The organism is Pedobacter frigiditerrae (assembly GCF_032678705.1).
In the GTDB taxonomy this organism is placed as follows: domain Bacteria; phylum Bacteroidota; class Bacteroidia; order Sphingobacteriales; family Sphingobacteriaceae; genus Pedobacter; species Pedobacter frigiditerrae_A.
In genome coordinates this window covers 1285404-1301833 of the sequence record NZ_JAVTSS010000002.1, presented here as the reverse complement: position 1 = coordinate 1301833, position 16430 = coordinate 1285404, and the positions used below count along the sequence as shown (strand labels likewise).

Annotated in this window: 14 protein-coding genes; 3 read left to right on the top strand and 11 right to left on the bottom strand. The window is 37.9% G+C overall.

Features of this window, described 5'->3' with window-relative positions:
- Nucleotides 1-80 precede the first annotated feature (80 nt).
- From R2Q59_RS16385 to R2Q59_RS16365, 5 genes are all read right to left on the bottom strand, one after another.
- Nucleotides 81-1337: a polysaccharide ABC transporter ATP-binding protein gene (locus R2Q59_RS16385; protein WP_316786267.1), complete on the bottom strand. Its 1257-nt coding sequence runs from the start codon at nucleotides 1335-1337 to the stop codon at nucleotides 81-83.
- A gap of 46 nt (nucleotides 1338-1383) precedes the next feature.
- The gene (locus R2Q59_RS16380; RefSeq protein ID WP_316786265.1) at nucleotides 1384-2241 is read right to left on the bottom strand and encodes an ABC transporter permease; all 858 of its coding nucleotides are present in this window, start codon (nucleotides 2239-2241) and stop codon (nucleotides 1384-1386) included.
- A 26-nt stretch (nucleotides 2242-2267) separates the two neighbouring features.
- On the bottom strand, nucleotides 2268-4637 hold the full coding sequence (locus R2Q59_RS16375) for a polysaccharide biosynthesis tyrosine autokinase (RefSeq protein WP_316786264.1): 2370 nt from the start codon (nucleotides 4635-4637) through the stop codon (nucleotides 2268-2270).
- 29 nt (nucleotides 4638-4666) lie between these two features.
- A complete protein-coding gene (locus tag R2Q59_RS16370; protein ID WP_316786263.1) occupies nucleotides 4667-5452 on the bottom strand; it encodes a polysaccharide biosynthesis/export family protein in 786 nt (261 codons plus the stop codon).
- Nucleotides 5453-5546: 94 nt separating this feature from the next.
- Nucleotides 5547-6275 (bottom strand): tyrosine-protein phosphatase, encoded by a 729-nt coding sequence (locus R2Q59_RS16365; protein ID WP_316786262.1) that lies wholly within the window; start codon nucleotides 6273-6275, stop codon nucleotides 5547-5549.
- Nucleotides 6276-6674: 399 nt separating this feature from the next.
- Between R2Q59_RS16365 and R2Q59_RS16360 the strand changes: the two genes are divergently transcribed.
- Nucleotides 6675-8546 (top strand): acyltransferase family protein, encoded by a 1872-nt coding sequence (locus R2Q59_RS16360; RefSeq protein WP_316786261.1) that lies wholly within the window; start codon nucleotides 6675-6677, stop codon nucleotides 8544-8546.
- 189 nt (nucleotides 8547-8735) lie between these two features.
- On the opposite strand, the gene R2Q59_RS16355 is transcribed toward R2Q59_RS16360, so the two are convergent.
- From R2Q59_RS16355 to R2Q59_RS16335, 5 genes are all read right to left on the bottom strand, one after another.
- Nucleotides 8736-9200 (bottom strand): hypothetical protein, encoded by a 465-nt coding sequence (locus R2Q59_RS16355; protein ID WP_316786259.1) that lies wholly within the window; start codon nucleotides 9198-9200, stop codon nucleotides 8736-8738.
- Nucleotides 9197-9871 carry a peptidoglycan-binding protein gene (locus tag R2Q59_RS16350; RefSeq protein ID WP_316786257.1) on the bottom strand — a complete coding sequence of 225 codons (675 nt, stop codon included), beginning with the start codon at nucleotides 9869-9871 and terminating at the stop codon, nucleotides 9197-9199. The genes R2Q59_RS16355 and R2Q59_RS16350 overlap by 4 nt, the downstream gene beginning before the upstream one ends.
- On the bottom strand, nucleotides 9790-10164 hold the full coding sequence (locus tag R2Q59_RS16345) for a hypothetical protein (protein WP_316786255.1): 375 nt from the start codon (nucleotides 10162-10164) through the stop codon (nucleotides 9790-9792). Before R2Q59_RS16345 ends, R2Q59_RS16350 begins: the two co-directional genes overlap by 82 nt.
- 157 nt (nucleotides 10165-10321) lie before the next feature.
- Nucleotides 10322-11080: a hypothetical protein gene (locus R2Q59_RS16340; protein WP_316786253.1), complete on the bottom strand. Its 759-nt coding sequence runs from the start codon at nucleotides 11078-11080 to the stop codon at nucleotides 10322-10324.
- 773 nt (nucleotides 11081-11853) lie between these two features.
- A complete protein-coding gene (locus tag R2Q59_RS16335; RefSeq protein ID WP_316786250.1) occupies nucleotides 11854-12765 on the bottom strand; it encodes a hypothetical protein in 912 nt (303 codons plus the stop codon).
- A 273-nt stretch (nucleotides 12766-13038) separates the two neighbouring features.
- On the opposite strand from R2Q59_RS16335, the gene R2Q59_RS16330 reads away from it, so the two are divergent.
- Both R2Q59_RS16330 and R2Q59_RS16325 read left to right on the top strand, forming a co-directional pair.
- Entirely contained in the window at nucleotides 13039-13419 is a 381-nt protein-coding gene (locus tag R2Q59_RS16330; protein WP_316786248.1) for a hypothetical protein, read from the top strand.
- A gap of 458 nt (nucleotides 13420-13877) precedes the next feature.
- The gene (locus R2Q59_RS16325; RefSeq protein WP_316786246.1) at nucleotides 13878-14099 is read left to right on the top strand and encodes a helix-turn-helix transcriptional regulator; all 222 of its coding nucleotides are present in this window, start codon (nucleotides 13878-13880) and stop codon (nucleotides 14097-14099) included.
- Between the two features lie 665 nt (nucleotides 14100-14764).
- Here R2Q59_RS16325 and R2Q59_RS16320 read toward each other — a convergent pair.
- Nucleotides 14765-16414 (bottom strand): capsule assembly Wzi family protein, encoded by a 1650-nt coding sequence (locus R2Q59_RS16320; RefSeq protein ID WP_316786244.1) that lies wholly within the window; start codon nucleotides 16412-16414, stop codon nucleotides 14765-14767.
- Between the last annotated feature and the right edge of the window lie 16 nt (nucleotides 16415-16430).

Below are 16430 nucleotides of genomic sequence, written 5' to 3'. Positions count from 1 at the left end.
TGTAATGCCAAGTATTAAACTAGTTGAGCAAACTTTAGAAGATAACGTTTGTTATCACAACAAAAAACTTACATAAAAGACTAGACTTTAATTGTATTATTTATATAGTTAGCATTTGGCCTCAATATTCCTTCCCTAGTATCAACAGACTGAGAATTCATATCTTCTTCAATTTCAAAGGAAAGTAGATCTTCATAAAAATCAAACCTTTCACTTTTCATATCTGAAAATGAAAACGTGCATCGATAGATATTGGGTGAAAGTAGACTAATTGGTATTGAAAACTTAACACTGTATTCCCCAAGAGTTTTGCTAAATAACTCCGGTTTTATGTCATTATCCCGTAAAGTGATAATGGCCGTACCTGTGCCATTTGTTAGCTTAACTGCTACCACTGCTCCTACATTCCGTCTGACAACATACGTCAATGAAACATCGAGAGTAACTTTATTTTGGGCATCAATTTTCGCAGTTAACAATTCAATTGGTTTGTCAAGTTTGGGATAATTATTAAAATAGGTTAAATTTGAACCGGTATTAATTTGATTGGAATTTTGGTAAAGTTCAGCAACCTCCGAGGTTGGGCCCATTTTCACAAGTGTCCCTTGGCTCATAAAAATACATGAATTTGTAAGCGCATAAATTGAACTGATATTGTGGCTAACAAACAAAACAGTTCTTCCCTGCCCCTTGCTAACATCATTCATCTTGCCCAAACATTTTTTCTGGAATTCTGCGTCTCCAACAGCTAAAACTTCATCTACTATTAATATTTCTGATTCTAGATGCGCAGCAACAGCAAAAGCCAAGCGTACATACATACCCGATGAATATCTTTTAACAGGGGTATCGATGTAACGCTCGATGCCTGCAAAATCGACAATAGCATCAAAATGTTTTTTGATCTCATGCTTGCGCATTCCCAGAATCGCACCATTGAGAAAAATATTCTCTCGTCCAGTCAGTTCCGGATGGAAGCCAGTTCCCACCTCTAATAGGCTGGCAATCCTTCCCTTCACTTTTACTGAACCAGTAGTAGGCGCAGTTACTCGGCTTAACACTTTTAACAAGGTACTTTTTCCTGCTCCATTACGCCCAATAACTCCGACAGCATCGCCTTGCCTGATTTCGAAATCAATGTCCTTCAAACTCCAAACGAAATTGCTATCTGCCTTAGTGGTTCTATCATTGGTAGCCCCAACTGTTAAAAACTTATCCTCCTTACCCCTGAGATTAGCAAACCAACGTTCAACATCCTGACTAATCGTACCGGTAGAAAATTCGCCGATCTGGTACATTTTGCTTACATTTTCAGCTTTGATTACTATGTTTGACATTTAAAATTTTTATTTTATCATTTATTTAAGAGAGGAACTCAATCCCTTAGATTGTATCAACAAAATTTTTCTCTACTCTATTGAAAACGATTAAACCACAGAAAAATATAATTACAGCAAAAATTGCACTGTAGGCGAAAGCCCCAGGATAGAAGTGACCAGCTCCTGTAAAACCATAGCGGAAAGTCTCAATAAGACCACTCAAAGGGTTTAAGGATATCAAGTCTCTGTATTTTTCAGGAGCAGCTGACAATGGATAGATTACAGGGGTCGCATACATTAACAATTGAACACCAAATGTGATTAAAAATATTAAATCCCTGTACTTAGTTGTTAACGCTGTGATTACCAATCCTAAACCTAATCCTAACAAAGCCATTAGCAGCATAATTACAGGAAATAACAAAATGTATAAGTTGGGGCTGATACTATCTCCTTTAAAAAGATAATAGGTTAGCACCAATAAAAAAAGCGCAAATTGCACACCAAATTTAACCAAATTGCTAATAATGATACTAAGGGGCATAATCAATCTGGGAAAATATACCTTTCCAAAAATGCTCGCATTATCTTTAAAAACAGATGCAGTTTTAGTAAGCCCATCAGAAAAATAACTCCATGCAATATTACCAGCCATGTAAAATAAGATAGGTGGTATCCCGTCTGTACTAATCCCTGCAAGTCCACTAAAGATGATAATAAATGTTACCGTTGTGAAAATTGGCTGAATAAAAAACCATAATGGGCCAAAAATGGTTTGTTTGTAAAAAGCTACAAAATCCCTTCTTACCAGTAACCAAAGTAAATCCCTATAATGCCAAACATCCTTTAAATGAAGATTAAACACGCTGTCTCGCGGTTTAATCTCTAAGTCCCAATATTCTGTATTGTTATTCTCTGTCATATTTTACTTTATTTTTTTATTTGGAATTACCTAGTTTTTAGCCAAGTCCAGAAGCCTTTTTTGCCTTTCTTCGTAGTTACACTTCCATATTCGCCATAACCGTAACCATAGCCGTAACCATAGCCATAACCATAGCCGTAACCTGCCGTATTTTTAACGTCATTCACCAAAATAGCCACCTGTTTCATTTTCTGATTACTGTAAATATCTTGAGGAATCCCCAATTGGTCCTTAAGGGTATAACCTTGTCTTACCACATAAAGAGTTAAATCGGCGTATCTACTTAATAATTGAGCATCCGTTACTAGGCCTACTGGAGGCGCGTCAACAATGATATAGTCAAATGTAGCAACAAGTTCTTTCATCAATAGCTCTGTACGCTCATTCAAGATAATCTCTGAAGGGTTGGGCGGTATATTACCGGAACTAATGATGAATAAATTAGCATGTACGCCTGAGGGTTTGATAATTGCTGTGGGTACAACACTAGTGTTAACGATGTAATTGGTGAAGCCAAAATCATTTTTAATATTCAATTTGTTAGACAAATTGGGTTTACGCAAATCCATTTCCATCACCACTACCTTTTTGCCAGAGATGGCCAAAGCACTCGCTAAATTTAAGGATATAAAGGACTTCCCTTCTCCAGACATGCTCGAGGTAGTTAAAACCGTTTTACTGTTGTCCTTTAAGAAAAAGGATAGATTGGTACGCAATGCCCTAAACTGTTCGGAGATAGGCGTCCTAGATCCTTGCAGTACGGCAATTGCTCCTTCTTGGGTGGCGCTATTACCAATTTCGCCAATAATAGGTGCTTGGGTAAGGTTTTGAATTTGATCTCTAGACAGGATTCTTGTATTAAGTTGATCCCTTAAAAGGATGATGCCAAATGGGATTAAAATGCCAACCAGAAAACCATAACCATAAATGGTGTTTCTGACTGGGCTAATTGGCCCCGCAGAAATTGCGGGCTCAATGGTTTTACAATTGGCAATATTAGCTGTTTTAGAGATGGCCGTTTCTTCCCTTTTTTGCATTAAGAATAAATACAGTTCCTGTTTAATTTTTTGTTGCCTGGCTAAATCCAAATAATTTCTTTCTACCACCGGTACTTCATTCACTTGCCCCGCAATTTCAGCTGCCCGCACCCTTATTCTACTTCGAGAAATATTTAATGCACTGCGTAAACCACTTAGGCTACTTAACATGTCTCCTCTTGCGCCTGCAATCTGCACATTAAGGTTTTGCATGTAAGGATTATCTTCGGTTTGACTGGCACTGGCTTTTTCTTTTTCTAGCACAAGGGCATTGTAACGATTAACCAGCGTAGTAAAATTCGGATCTTCTATTAATGCTCCATTGGGAATAATTCGCTGGTTTGTTTTTGTATTGGTGAGAAAAGCCTCTAATGCCCCCAATAAAGCTAGTTGCGTTTCTACCTTGGTTAATTCTGTAGTACTTGCATTGGTTAAACCACTTAGTATACCAGACTGGTCACCGATATCCATAATTTTGTTTTTTTGCTTGAAGGTTTGTACGGTGCCTTCTATATCCCCCAATTCTCGCCCAACATAAAGCAAACGATTTTCGATAAAAGCTATGGTACTGTCAGCTATCCTGTTTTTATCGGCCAAATTTTCTTTCACATAAACTTCAATCAGTTTGCCCAAGATATCTTCAGATTTTTTGGGAACTGTATTTGTAAAATCCAAGGCAAGGATGCTTACATCCTTGTTGGGCATTGATACACTCAAATTGCCCATAGACACGCCAACGGTTTGACCAATGGTGGCCACATTAACTACATAGGTTGCATCCAATGCGGGTTTACTGCGGCCAGGTTCAACTTGTACAAAACCCAAACCTGGCACCTTAAATGGTTGGTAAAAAGCCACGGATTGATTAAAGTATTCATTGGAAAGCGTAACACCGGCTTTTGTGAATTTTACATCTAAACTGACGTTGCTAATGCTGTCTGGTGAATTAAACAAAGTTATTTTAAATGGCGAATCCTTATAAAGATCCACCGTAAGCACTTGTCCTTTGTGATAATAGCTAATATAGGTTTTTAAATCTCGCACGACTTTTTCCATGAGAGACCTAGTTTTTAAAATTTCTATTTCTCCATCTACGCCATTTGAGGTATTCATTTGCCCACTCAATGCTTTAGCCAATGCAGCATCACGGCCCGAGCCTGCAACTTGATTACTGGTGATTAGGATTTTTGCCGTAGTAAAATAAACTGGTGCAGTGTACCTTAAATAAATGTAAGAGATAGCTAGTGTTATTATTAACGACAAAACAAACCAGAACCAATTACGTACCAGCTTTGCGACCAAGTATTTAAAATTAATCTGACTTTTTTCACCAAAGGTACTGTCCGGAGTCGTGCTCATATTAATATTACTCATATACTGATAAAACCTTAAAATAGTCTAAAAATGGTGATAGCGAAGGCGGCCAAAGAAACACCTATAGAAATCAATTGATTCCTTGGCGCATCATTTGCGGAGAATTTGGCCTTGGTGGCTTCCACATAGAGCACATCATTCTGTTTAAGGTAAAAATAGGGTGAAGTTAACACCTTCGACGAACTTAAATCTAACCTAATCATTTCCCTCCTACCATCAATTTCTCGCATCAACAACACATTTTCTCGCTTTCCAAACACCGTTAAGTCGCCCGCCATTGAAATCGCATCTAAAACACTCACCTTTTCATTTGGCAGGTTATAAGCAGCGGGTCTAGCTACCTCTCCTATAATGGTAATTTTATAATTCGCAAAACGAACTTGAACGGTAGGATCCTTGTAATATTTGGCTGCTCGTTCGCGAACAACCTCTTTGGCTTGAGCGGTGCTTAAACCTTTCAATTTCAAGACGCCCAAAATAGGCATCTCAACATTTCCAGCCTTATCTACTAAAAAGCCACCAATTGAACCAGCAGTGCCAGCGGCCGCAGCAGTAAGAACTGGAGCCTGATTTAAGGCCGCAGAGCTAGCAACATCAACTGTTTGTACCGAAATACTTATAATGTCATCTACTTGGATCAAAGGTTCCTTAAACTCGGCAAGAGGTAATTGTGCTATCTTTGAAGTGTCAAGATCTCCGAAATAGGTTTTATGTTTAGTTGTACCACAGGATGACAAAAAAATTGTACAAGTGATTACTAGCAATAAAGAGATCGTAGTTGTAGTCGAAGTTTTATTCATAGTTAAATAATAATACAGCAAATTTAACTTTTTAATTATAAATTAATGCTAAAAGGATAGGTATTTACTAATTCTGTCTTTTAATGCAAGCGAACTAGAAAATTTCCTTGTTTTTAAAGGGATAGTCCCCTAATTTTTCGTAGAGCTTACCCGATACTACAACTGAGGTTAACGCTTTTAAGTGATTTTCATGGTGCAGATCTGTGGCAGCTAAATCGTAATAGTGCTTTTCTAGTAAAAACTCTGCTGTTCTTTTAACTTCCTTGCCATAATACCCAGTTACCGATAATAAATTCAACTGAAACAAAACTCCCATGTCTTTATAACGCTCAAACTGGTGGTAGTTTTTATAGTAAAAGGTATACCGTTCTGGGTGAGCTAAAACAACCTGGTAACCAGCTATCTGTAAATCAAAAATTACCTGTTCAATCCGAGGCGACTCATAAAGGTAAGACATCTCAATTAAAATGTACTTGTCTTTTAAACAGAGTAAATCATCGTTAACCACAAAATTATCATCAATCATGTGCTCGCCAGCCGCAGCAATGCTTACAGGTAAATTAGTGGTTTTAATTTTTGTTTTCACCAAAGCTAGGGCAGGCATAATGGTTGCCGCCGTGTTTGGATAAAGTTCTTTAAAAATATGTGGTGTGCAAATGAGTCTTTCAAAGCCCAACTCATACAGGCTTTTGATCAAATGCATAGAAGTCTCTACATCGGGAGAGCCATCATCTAGGCCAGGTAATAAATGCGAATGAAGATCGACCCCAAGCCAGCCAATGTCCGTAACAAGGCTTTTTTTCTTTTTAAAAAATGAGAGCATAGGCTAATTTCTCAGAATAGTTAGTGTAATATATACAATATCTTACTTACGCCTCTAAATTAGAAATAATTATTTAATAAAAAGGAACTATCAAAGTTATATCTTAATTAAATTTAACAAATACACAAACCGACTAGCCCTTAACACACAATCTTAAGATAGATTACTTACAAATAATAATAAAAAATATTAAGAATGGCATTTTTTCAGCGGCAAAGCACATCCAAAGAGCAAAATTATAAATACAGGCTAAAAAAAGCTATCCAAACCGCAATATCTCTAAAAATATTCTTGAAATTATCTTTTAATACCCCCTTATACATAAAATTATGTATTTTTGATTAAATACTTACCGTTCATCACTACGCATTCAATTATTCATTCGCTTTCCAATAACCGATGCCAAGGTCGAAAAATTTAGCAGTACCACATCAAAAATCCGATTTTAGATTTGATATTAACGCACTTAGGGCAGTCGCAGTTGTTGTGGTAGTTTTTTTTCATTTTAAAATTCCATATTTTGATGGAGGCTTTGCAGGAGTAGATATATTTTTTGTGATTTCAGGCTATTTGATGACTAAAATAGTTATAAATGGGATGAATGCGCATAAGTTTTCTGTTGCAGGTTTTTATGGTAGAAGAGCACAACGAATCGTCCCAGCACTATTAATGTCGGTGACAGCAATGCTGCTTGCCGGCTTTTTCATTTATTTCCCTGATGAATTTCATTCACTTACAAAAAATGCATTAGGTAGTTTATTGTTCTATTCAAACTTCAATTATTATAATACTAATTACTTTGATGCCTCGTCAGAGACCAACCCTTTTTTACATACTTGGTCACTTTCGGTAGAATGGCAATTTTATTTATTACTACCTATTATTTTAGTTTTAGTTAATAAAATCTTTAAAAATGATAAAAGAAAATTTTTAATTTTTTTCAGCACAACTACCTTTCTTCTATTTCTATTATCGATTTACGTGACCAAAGATCATTATTCTGCTGGTTTCTACTTATTGCCATTTAGGGCTTGGGAGATGCTTGCAGGGGGCACTGCTTTTTTATTGAGTGGGGTCTACAAACTAAAGCATAACATACTGATCTCTATTTTAGGATATGTGGTGTTATTTACTAGCCTTTATTTTCTAGATAACCAAGAAATATGGCCCAGCCTATTTACCTTGCTACCCGTGTTAAGTACAGTCGTAATTATTCTAGCCAACAGTAATGATTACAAATTTTTAAAACTACGGGGCATTCAAATAATTGGCAAAATTTCTTATTCTTTATACCTATGGCATTGGCCGCTATATGTGGTAGCAAACTATTTTGGGTTTCAAATGTCACCATCAGTAACATTGTTACTTATTGCGATATCTTTTGCTTTAGCTGCATTTTCTTATAAATATATTGAAAATTCTAGTTACAATACCACAAGAAATATTTCTATAGCTACAGCTGTTATTGCTTCAATATCCATCGTTTTGTTTTTCAATGACTTCAACAAGCTGAGACTTAAAAAGGAAACGCTATATATTGCGAACTATAAGGAGGATCATATGGATCAGATAAAGAAGCAATTTAGCAGAGGAATATGTTTTAAACAAGATAATAAAGATATTTTCAACTATGGCGAATGTTTGACATTGAGCAAAAACGAAAAAAACATTTTGTTAATTGGTGACAGTCATGCTGCCCACCTTTCAGAATCTTTAAGAGAAATTTTCGAAAAGAGAAATATACATTTGTTGCAAGCCTCGGGAGGAAGTTGCCTACCAACGATAAAGAAGAGAAAATCTCAGTGCAATGAAATATTCAATGAAATATTTTATAAATATATCCCATCAAATGCCACTGAAATAGACGGCATTATCCTTTCTGGGAATTGGATAGCTGAAAATCATAAAACTATGGTGGTTGACCTTAAACAAACAATAAGTTACTTAAAAAATTTCGGCATTCCTGTAGTGATTGTGGGACAAAATGAAAATTATAAAATAGCTTACCCAACACTCGCCGCAAGAGAGCATGAACTGTCAGCTAATATCAGTTCTGAATATATCACACCTCAATCAATCACCACAAATGACATACTAAAAAATAATTTCTCTAATGTTTACATAGATATTTTTAGTATTAATAATGACCATAAACTATCCGTTGATTATATTCCCTACATCATTGATGAAAATCATTTTTCAAAATATGGAGCCGATATTGTTGTAAACACAATTGTGAAAAACAAAATTTTCTCTAATTTCTTGCAATAATCGCTTGCTGGTGCAATCGTGGCGCTTGATTGTCTTCCAATCTCTTGTCTAAAAATTAGCAAATTTTGATAGACGAATGTTGAATGTCAGCGCTAGTTAAATGGGATGAAAGTTCACTTCGGGAAGCTGAGCATGACGCTTGCCTTTATAGCCGCTAAGACAAATTACCCAGACCTTACCCACCTACACCTAACCTAGTTTCAATCTTTTCCAAACTAACCAAAAACCAACTGCAACAGCCAGAACTAAAACCCAAGCTCTATAACCCTTTCCTTCCCATTCTACTTCTTTTTCCTTCAGCTTTACCACAATTTCTTTTTGCGACTGCTGTTTAGTGCTTTTGGCCCCTTGGTCCAATGTGACATCCCTCTGCTGCATTAAATGAGCGTGTTTGCCTTGAACTTCCATTTTAAAGGCCTCACCAACAAACCCCATGGATGGCGAAAAGGTAAAAGGCCCCTTTGGCCAAATGGTAAGCTGCATCATATTGTCGATGCTGTCACGACTATTAATTGACCGTTGCACTCTATGGGTCTCCTCAATTTCTGAAGCAAGCGTTTCCTTAGTTATGTTCTTGCTGAATAATTTGTCCTTTTTCAAAGTGCCGCAGCCTATCGACCAGAAGGCTAGGACGATAACTATTAATTTTTTCATTTGATTCCCTCCTTTCTTGGCTCGTTTAACCAATCAGCAAAATGTTTAATGGCTTTAATGTGCCTTCGTTTTCTATAAACCCCATCTCCCTCCCTATTGCCCCCAACATTTGTGTTACCTTCTATGCCGATGATATAATTTCCACAACGCTTTTCAACTAACCCACAATGCGCTATCCTTTTTAAGGAAGGAAAATAAATACCAAAAACAGCGGCTTGTTGTGGCTGCAAGGTTTGCCTTGCCAAGGGAAATAAATCTGGAGACCAAGCTGTTTTGGGCTGTGCAAACCCAGCCTTTCCGAAAACCCAAGACACAAATGAGCCACACCAAGCATCTCCTTTTTTGTTGCCAGTGTAACGCAGGTACGATTCTACTGCGAAACCATCGTTTTTGCCTTTAGCTTCACGGATACCTAATTGCGATTGGGCAATGGCGGTGATGAGTTTGGAGTTGGGAGCTGTTAAGTTTTCAGTTGGGAGTTTTCGGTTTTCAGCTAAAAACCCACTAACCCTAACCCCTTCCCTAGGCTTTAAACCGCTAACCTTTTCTCTAAACCCTAACCCTCTAAACTCAGCCTTCCTAATCTTTTCTAAAGTACTGCTACCAAACAGCCCATTGCCGTAACTAATAACAAGGCAAAGGATGCCCAGTAAAAACTTATTTGTTGCCATGACGTTAATGTTTTAAATTGTAAAACCAAATTGTTTAGTTGAGGTAGGCCTAGGTTTTGCCAATAATGATGCAGCAACCACCAGCAAAGTGCAACTATACCCATAAATGATATAATGGAGAGTAAAATCAATTGCCAAATCCCTTCATCAAGCAGTCCCACGGTGGGTTGCCAAATTGATAACAGCTTAGGAAGCGTAAACCACAGTAGCAGCAGGACAAAAACCATCGCCGAATTAGTTATCGTCTTGTTTGATAACTGATAGCCAGGTATATTATAATCTAATGTTTTCATAATTGTATCGTTAGTTGTTAAATTTTATGAAACTTGCAAGGTTTCATTTTTTGTTTAAAGAATGCCAGCGCTAGATCAATGAGATCAATTTTATCGTTTCCATACGTGGAGGCGTTTCCCTGGGTCTTGGCTGGCATTCTAATTAATTAAATTCCAGTTATGGCGTATCCACCGCAACTGTACAAAGTGGATTGAAGGCCCCATTGTTCATTGGGTACATCAAGGTATTTACCTCTTGGTAAAAGCTAATACCGAATACCAACAGAATAGCACCCAATGCATTTGGCGGTAATGTACTGGTTAGCACCGAGGCCACCAAGACTTCGCCCACAGCTTGGTAATTGGAAGATTCCATCAGCATAACACTCGGCTCAATCTCTTCATCTAAGCTTATTAAGGCTGCGCCAGCGGTAAGGCGAAAGTGCGTAGATCCTTTTGGCTGCGCCAGATGAATCTCTGGCATAATCTCAGGAATGGTCAGTTCTACCACACCACTTACACGGTCTATGCTCGCCACCGCAGTAACAAATAAGGTATTGTTCAGTGGCGCTGCCTCATTGAAGTTGAAATCCTTCAATAACCCGAAATTTTCAGGGAGTACCTTTCTCGCACCACGCACATTTACAAGGTCGGCCTTGATCATCTTAAATACTCTAGATGTTAAGCGGGTGGCCATCTTAGGATCATGTGTTAACAAGATCATGCTACGAAGCACGTCTCTAATAATCTTTGATGAGCCAGTTACTTCCGTGAACTCCGCATTGTTTTCTCGGGTACGCTTGTAGTTAGGATCGTTCTTGATGCGATCGGCACTTACGCCTCCCTTTGTTCTGGCTTGGTAGCCGTCTTTTGTTTTGAAAAAGGATAAGTCCCCGACTTTTCCGTTTAGCTTGATAAAGCTGTCTTGTCTTGCCATGTTATTTATGTTTCTAATGAGCTCCAAAGGTGCAGGAGATAAAAAAATAGGCAGTCGCTTATGTACCACTTTATCCCATTGGCACGCATCAATACCTTTTTGTACGCATTAGGTATATGGTTTAAGGGAAGCTGAAGCAAGGTTAAAGTGGTGGGTCCGTTAGTCTCCCGTCAATAACCGGTGCATTGTCCTTGCACAACCCTTGCTTGCCTTCCCTATGATACTTCAGTAAAACATCGTTTCAGGAGAACTATACCGAGACCGCAGGGTTATGCAAGCGCTGTTATGGGATTGAAGAAGGAAGGCGGGCTATGGACTAAGACAAAGAAGGAAATGGTTGGAGAAGACAAACAATAGGGATAATTCATCTTATTTACAGACCGCGGTGATCAGCTGGAGCTCGATGCCCATGTATTCTGAAAACTCATTGATGGTAACGAACTGATGCTCGTCTTTGTTCAGTGCAAATTTGATGTTTTTAAGTAACCGCTGCGACCAACGTTGGCCTTTGCCCGTGATGAGACTTACGTCTTTGGCATAGATACATAACCTGTTCATTTGAATTTTGCTTAATTAAAGAAAACATTAATTATGGCATGCAGATCCGATATACTGCCAGGTATTTTTGCTGCCCACCTTAACCGAGGTGTTGCTTTATGGGATTGAAGCCCCATCACCTTAGCCTGTCCTTTTGGTGGCATTAATCAAATATAATTAATTGGATAGGCACATACAAGGCACTTTAAGGTACAATTTGGTTTTTTTACGACAGGTTAGGAGTTAAATCTCATCCACTTCTTGAAATTACTGGATGCGCCTTGGCTTACATAACGCTGGCTGTCATGAACAAGATGGTTAAAGGGATGCCGCAACCGTAGGTATAACCTACGGGAAGGACTGATCTCCTCATAAGAAAAAACCAACAATCGATGATAGAAACAATAAGGATTAATTCTCGCATAATCAGTTGCTTTCAAAGGCAAAAGTAACTTAGAGATAGAGTCCTTTACAATTTCGGTTGTTTGGTCAAAATAATGGATCGTGATTACGTCATCTAATTTATAGGCACAGGCAATCTCAGCCTTTGTGATATTTAGGCAGTTTAAGTTGAAGTCTATCAATGAAACAGGTGCATTTTTTATTACCTCATATCGATGCAGTTCTTTTAGCACACTTAAATCCTTTAAGGCCGGAATAATTTTATTTTTATAGGTAGCCCTAATTTTCAGATTTGCCCTTAGTTGGTGGTTCGCATAGGCATAAAAGGCATTCACCAATAAGATGTAAATAGTAACCAGTATAAAATCTGCATCGAAAAAGGTATTGGTTAAGATGCTTTCGCCTTTTTGATTAAAGAATAACTCCACTGCAATCAGTTCAAATGCTAAAGGGACAAATATGCCAATGGCAAAATGTAATGTCCAGCGTCTTGGACTCTCGTCCTCATGGTATTTATTATTGAGCCAACCATTAACCTCATGGATATAAACAGTAAACAAGAATGCAAGTGAGAAAGTAAACAAGTAGGCAGAAATGAAATTGGGTGCTCGCAACGAGCCAAAAAAGCCCCAACCAGAATTGAAGGCAATTAGCGTATAGGAGACCAACGACAAAACCAAAAAGACTTGACTTTTGGAATGGAATGGACTTTTGAAAAAACGCTCCAAGATTGATTTTAAATTCATAAAAATTGTGAAATAAGTCAAACAGGGAGGATATTTCAAGTTTAAGAAAACAAATTCAAAAACAAGGAAAAATTTTAGGCAAATAAAATGCATAGATTGGAAACTAAACTCATACATCCCGTATGAGTTTCTAATTTTTACGGTTTAAATGTTCAAAATATTTACTTATGACAGCTTAAAGGATGTTTTTAACTTGAATCACTATTGCGGCAGATTGATGTCTAGCATAATTTTACTGCCGAATTAACCAAGTAGTAAACTTAAATCTAAGCTATGATTAAATTTCCTTTAACCCCTGAAGGGGTTGCTGCCATGTGCCAGCATTTTTTTAAACTACCAGCTGCTACACTTGAAGCTGCAGCTGAAGAACTTGCAACCGACTTACCTCGATGGGTCCAAAACACTTTCCATTTAGAAGAAAGTCAAGTTAATTATCTCAATGACATTTCGCCAAACGTTATTTCATTTATGGCCGCTAATGCCAGTTTTGCTTTAGTTAATAAGTGTATGATTGTGCTTGAAAAGGAAGCTCACCAAGATGAACAGCTTCCTGAAAGTAAGTTAACCAAGCCCAAAAGTAAGCTAGCTGCCGTTATTCTACCCAAGGGAGGATTTACTGTTGAGGGTGAGTTTGTAATTGCAATAACTTACTAAAAAGTCTGGAGATCCGAAACAGACAAATCAAACAACCATTTGCTTAGTGCTTGAGCAAATGGTTGTTTTTAATAGCTTCTACCAACAACTAGTTGCCCCATTCCAAATCATTCTCATGTGGGACAAATTATCACCAAATAAGATTTTTGCTTAAAAGCCGCTACAAGACCTCGCTAACTCTTTCTAGGTAGCACCTATTTTTACAATGGTTAGTTTATTTAATATCTTTTCTGATCAGCTAGTGTAGTTCATACGTGTCCAGGCATATTTTCAGAAATATTTGGCAAAAGCGGACGGCTTGAATTAACCAACATTAACTTAAATTATTGCTTAACCGCCCGCTTTAGTATTTTGCTATACTCGAATTAATACCTTCTTATTGAAATAAATATAACAAAACATTAGCCACTAAACAAATACGTTTAGTTAATAATTTCAAAATCTGCGGAGTTTGCAGTATGTCTGATGATTTGGAATTTTTCAAAAAAGCTTTAGGTAAAAGAATAGCAGCTTTACGTGAAGAGAAAGGTTTTTCACAGGCATACTTAGCCTCGCTTATCAATAAGGATTTTCAAAGTTTAAGCAGAATAGAAAATGGCAGAATAAATGCTTCAGGTTATATCCTAAAGCAAATTGCAGACGCTTTAGAAACTGATATGAACAACTTATTCAAAGTATAAGTATTCAGAAGTTCGGAAATATTTAAAATTCTTCTTCGGTTGGTGTTATCACCAAGCACCATTCTTTTGTAAGTTAATAACAACTACACTGGCCGCCTTGTAGGGTAATAGAGACAAGTGATGAGGCTGTGTCGTTAGGTATGACGTGCAGACCTATTAATAAGTTTTTATTATTTTAATGGTATTAATGATTCATCTGGTTTCTCCCAAGATCGAGATGACGGCAACGCGGAGATTACCTGAGTGAAGGAGAGATGGCGGGTTCGTAATATCGTAATCTCGACAGAGCGAAGCGACGAGAGATCTATAACAGGAGTTAACTCGAAGATCTCTCCTATCGTCGAGATGACGCAAATATTAGAGATGAGGGGCAAGAGGAGATGACATAATAAGTATACGTCATCTCGACAGAGCGAAGCGACGAGAGATCTATAAAAGGAGTTAACTCGAAGATCTCTCCCAAGGTCGAGATGACGGTAACGCGGAGATGACGGATTGGGCGAGATGGCGGACTTGTAATATCGTCATCTCGACAGAGCGCAGCGACGAGAGATCTACTAGTTGAGTTAGCCGTATAGATCTCTCCCAAGGTCGAGATGACGGACTTGGTCGTGATGACGAAATAAGTAATCAGAACTTAGAAACTGCCGAAGCTGCCAAAGCTGTTAATCACCAAAATTATACATCACTCCCACTTTTAACTGTACGTTATTAACTCCTGTTTTTCCAAAATCCAAAAGTTTTTGGCTTTCTGTGGGCACATACAAATAGTTAATCGTTCTGATGTAATTGAGTTGCGAACTGAAGATTAAGTTTTTATAAGACCAATCGAATTTACCTGTCATGGTTAAATCCGTCCAAGGTACCACCTTTGCAAAGCCCTTTATATCATTATTATTCTCTGTTTTTTCTATTTGAAGGCCAATTTTTTTAAAGCCTTTTACCCAGCTCACCTCTAGGGTTTGCATGTTACTGCCTGAACCGATACCAGCTCCTAGGTATTGTCCTCTGTTAGTATAGCCATTCGGCACCAGACCATGTACATACCAACTAGGTTGCGCCCTTATACCTCCTGTATGGGAGCCTTCAATTTTTGTGAGTTCCAAGCCAACTTGCAGGTATTCATCGACTTTGCCTAAACTGACTAATTTCCGAAAACCTGCGATATATGCACTACTATGTTCTGGCTGCACCAATAAGTCACGAACATCATAAGGATGATCATTTCGGCCAAATTGAAAATAGATTTCTGCCTTTGTTTCTGGCAAAACCCATCTGATATATGCTGATGCATATTGATCACGATCTCTAGTATCTTCTAAGAACGTATTTGGATCATTTTGATCTACGAGTGCTGTTTTCCTTAAAGAAGAAAAAAGTGGGAAATAATCGGAAAAACCATTACCCAAGTTCGCCTTACTCACGATAAACGATCGATCGAAACCCAAAAATAAATTTGGTACCCATTTCGGCTGATAAGTAAGCGCAATGCCCGCAAAATAGGTCCAGTCTTGCGATTTTGGTTTGAAACCATAACCGGCAGGTGGTTGAATACCTGACGCCTCTAAATGCCCTCCTACTATTTGCGTCTCAAAAGAACCTATATAAGTTTTGATGGGCCTAGTGGTATTTAAGGTCAGGTGTTTAAAACCCTCCGCATTATTACTCATCAGCAAGGAATTCCTTACGCCAGGCCCCCACCAAAGATTTTCAGTAGAGAGGCCGATAGACACAGGATTGAAAGTTAACCTGATATTACTTTGTCCCCAATTTATTCGAGAATAGTAACCATTGTCAAATTTCTGAGGTAAATCTATTCTGAAAATATCAAGTGCAACGGGATTGCCAACAAGGCCGCCGGTGGGTGAACGAAGATCAGACCATTTAAAAAAATCTCTATTTTCTGCGAACACGAATTCCGGCCGCAATTGCACACTTAGTGGGCCAACTTTGGCAAAAATTCCTGTCGAAATTTGGCTCTGGTAACCCCTAGCCAGGATCATTGCCCCATCGTTAATACCGTAAGGTCGATTGGTAGTATATTGTTGTTGCAAAACAATTGGTAACAAGAATACCTCTGCCCTTAGTTTGGCATTGGTGTACAGCGATTTTTTGAACTGATTACCAATGGCATTTAATGGCCGGATCATATAAGAATTACCTATACTATCTTCACCCAATAGTTGCTTGCGGCGAAATCCGTCATCTAAACTTTCTAGCATACCGACAGGTAATGTTTGTGCAAAAGACTTTAAACCTAACAAGCTAACAATGAAGAGCAGTTGCAACAAGGTTTTTAATTTAAATATCTTCATCTGGTGTTTAAGCTCA